At 65.8% G+C, this 3,359-nt stretch carries 2 protein-coding genes and 1 pseudogene; all 3 read left to right on the top strand.

Annotation, left to right across the window (positions count from 1 at the left end):
* Positions 1-105, top strand: a pseudogene (locus E1258_RS31205) (phytochelatin synthase); the annotation flags it as partial.
* Between the two features lie 319 nt (positions 106-424).
* On the top strand, positions 425-1,627 hold the full coding sequence (locus E1258_RS31200; RefSeq protein ID WP_132407406.1) for a low temperature requirement protein A: 1,203 nt from the start codon (positions 425-427) through the stop codon (positions 1,625-1,627).
* 404 nt (positions 1,628-2,031) lie between these two features.
* Positions 2,032-3,359: endo-1,4-beta-xylanase (locus E1258_RS31195; protein ID WP_243715804.1), on the top strand; the 1,328-nt coding region annotated here is incomplete at its 3' end.

Genomic DNA, 3,359 nt, shown 5'->3' with positions numbered 1-3,359 from the left:
ACCGTGAAGATCGCCGACTCGGCCAACCCCGACCAGGCCAGCTACTGGATCACCATCGACCACCTCGCCGACTGGATCGCCACCCGCGGCTACGCCACCTCCTGACCCACCAGAAAGGGCCGGCCCCCACCGGGGCCGGCCCTTCCGCGCCGGTGTGGAACAGCTCCAGCACCAGAACACGTAGGCGTTGCGGTCCACGTCCCAGGAGCACATATCGCCCACGGCGCGGTCCGCCGTTCTGTGGAAACCAGCCCGGCCCGACTCCACCCGCCCGATGATCGAGGCAGGTGGGAACACGTCGGCATACCTGCGGTCTGTTCGACGGGCGGGACCTGACCGTGCCGGTCGAGGACGACGCGGGGTCCCACCGAACGCGCCTGACCAGACATGGCTGTGGGTGGAGTGGACGGGGAGCTGGCGGAAGATGGCGACTGGGGGCGAGACAGAGCTGGTGCGGCGAGGTCGCGAGGGGGCGGTGCGGTCCAGCTTCCTGGAGCTGTTCCTGGACCTGTCTTACATCGTCGCGTTCAACCAGCTCTCGCGGCGGCTGGCCGGGAACTTCACCTCGAATTGGTGGAGTGTTCTGCAGGGCATGGGTGAGACGGTGCTGTTGTTGCTGGCTCTGTTGATGATCTGGGTTTACTGCACGTTGATAACTAGCAGGTATGAACCGAGACATCCGGCGGTCCAGCTGGTGATCTTCGGCACCATGTTCGCCAGCCTGGTCATGGCCGTTTCGGTTCCCGAGGCGTTCGGTGAGCGAGGTCTGGCCTTCGCCGGCGCGTACGTCGCTATCCTGGTGGGCCGTCCAACGGTCATGGTGATTGCCCTGCGTGGCCACCAGCGGCGAGTCATCGCCGTGAAGATCCTCCTTTGGGCGATGGCGTCCGCCGTGCCATGGCTGGCCGGGGCTCTTTTCCTCCAGGGTGGTGGGCGCGCGTTGGTGTGGACGCTGGCGTTGGCAATAGATTATCTGGGATTCGTACTCGGGTGGCCCACACCGCGGATTGGCGGCGGGCGTATCCGGACATGGGAATTCACCGGCCGGTATATGGCCGAGCGTTACCAACAGTTGCTCATTATCGCCCTCGGCGAGGCGATCCTGGTGTTGGGGCTGACGTCCGCCCGAAAGTTCGGGGTTGACCGGGCGGCGGCGTTCGTGGTGTCTCTCGCCACCACGGTGCTGCTGTGGCGGATCTACTTCTACCGTGCTGGGACGGTGCTGGCCGAGGCAATCGAGTCCTCTTCAAAGCCAGCTCGACTCGGCCGGTCTGTGCCCTACACTCACCTGGTCATGGCGACCGGCGTCATCATGACCGGCGTCGGCTACGAACTCGTCATCGACCATCCGCTCGGACATCTGAATCCGGGATGGCTGGCGGCCATCTTCGGTGGACCCGTGCTGTTCCTGGCCGGACGTTCCGTTCTCGAGTACGAGGTGTTCGCCCGGGTGTCCCGATCCCGGATCATCGGCCTGTTCTCGTTGGCCGCCCTGGCGCTGGCGATGGTCCCCCTGCCGCCGTTGGCAGCTGCTACGAGCGTCACCCTCGTTTTGACGGGCGTTGCCGTCAACGACGCGATACGCGCGTCGAAAGCCCCACCCGAGGCGCCGTCGCCACCCAGGTAGCGGCTTCTCCGCTGCTCGTAGAACCCCACGTCGCCCCCTTGTCGGCCAACGTCACTGGGATACCCTTTCGATCATCCATGACCGGCCTAACGTCGCTACCGCCCGGCGGTCACGACCAGCATTCACTTCTATATCTGCTGCTCTGGCTAAGATTTGTTTCCGAAACTTCTCCGAAACATGTTGCCTGAAACGGGGTCGGATGGCAACATTGGCATTGATCAATGTTTAAACAAGGATGTCCAGTCGTCCCGCCAGGACGGCTCGGGCGCTGGCCAGAAGGGGAGGCCAAGGTGGCTACAGGTCCCTCCGCCCATCGGGGCGGGACCGGGCGGAACGGATCGCTCATCGTCAAAGCGGTGGTCGCCGGCGTGGTCGGTGTCGTGGTGGTGGCCACGGCCGTGGTGATGATGCCGTCGGCGAACGCGGCGGAGAGCACGCTGGGTGCCGCGGCCGCGCAGTCGGGCCGGTACTTCGGCACGGCGATCGCGGGCGGCCGGCTCGGCGACTCGACGTACACCACGATCGCCGCGCGTGAGTTCAACATGATAACGGCCGAGAACGAGATGAAGATCGACGCCACCCAGCCCCAGCGCGGGCAGTTCAGTTTTGGTGCCGGCGATCAGATCTACAACTGGGCCACACAGCGCGGGCTGAAGGTGCGCGGCCACACCCTCGCCTGGCATGCCCAGCAGCCGGGGTGGATGCAGAGCCTGTCCGGCTCCGCGATGCGCCAGGCCATGATCGATCACATCAACGGGGTGATGGGCCACTACAGGGGCAAGCTCGCCGCCTGGGACGTGGTGAACGAGGCGTTCAACGAGGACGGCAGCCGCCGGCAGTCGAACTTGCAGAGCACCGGCAACGACTGGATCGAGGTGGCGTTCCGCACCGCCCGCGCCGCCGACCCGTCGGTGAAGCTCTGCTACAACGACTACAACATCGAGAACTGGTCGTACGGCAAGACCCAGGGCGTGTATCGCATGATCCAGGACTTCAAGTCCCGGGGAGTGCCGATCGACTGCGTCGGGCTGCAGACCCACTTCACGGGCGGCAGCTCGCTGCCGAGCAACTTCCAGACCACGCTGTCCAGCTTCGCCGCCCTCGGCGTGGACGTGACCCTGACCGAGGTCGACGTGACCAACGCGTCGACGTCGCAGTACGCGGGGCTCACCCAGGCGTGCATGAACGTGCCCCGCTGCATCGGGATCACGGTGTGGGGCGTGCGTGACAGCGACTCGTGGCGGTCCAACGAGAGCCCGCTGCTGTTCGACGGCGGCGGGAACAAGAAGCCCGCCTACACGTCGGTGCTCAACACCCTCAACGCCGCCAACCCGACCACCTCGCCGACCACGAGCCCGACGCCGGGCGGCGCCGGCAGGATCGTCGGGGTCCAGTCAGGCCGGTGCATCGAGGCGCCCAACACGAGCAACGGCACCCGGGTGCAGCTCTACGACTGTAACGGGCAGACGAACCAGCGATGGACGTACACCGCCGGCAAGCAGCTGACCGTGTCCGGCAAGTGCCTCGACGCGAACGCGAGGGGCACCGCGAACGGTACCGCGGTGATCATCTACGACTGTAACGGGCAGCCGAACCAGCAGTGGAACGTCAACTCCAACGGCACCATCAGCGGCGTTCAGTCCGGCCGGTGCCTGGACGTGTGGGGCACCGGCAACGGGCAGCAGATCCAGCTGTACGACTGCCACGGGCAGTCCAACCAGCAGTGGCGGAC

This window comes from Micromonospora sp. KC207 (genome assembly GCF_004348615.1).
GTDB lineage: Bacteria > Actinomycetota > Actinomycetes > Mycobacteriales > Micromonosporaceae > Micromonospora.
The sequence above is the reverse complement of the archived record's forward strand: the minus strand, read 5'-3'. Positions and strand labels throughout refer to the sequence as shown.

Bases quoted from the DNA above. Each gene is read 5' to 3' on its own strand.
- E1258_RS31200 (WP_132407406.1), top strand. From the start codon at position 425: ATGGCGACTGGGGGCGAGACAGAGCTGGTGCGGCGAGGTCGCGAGGGG.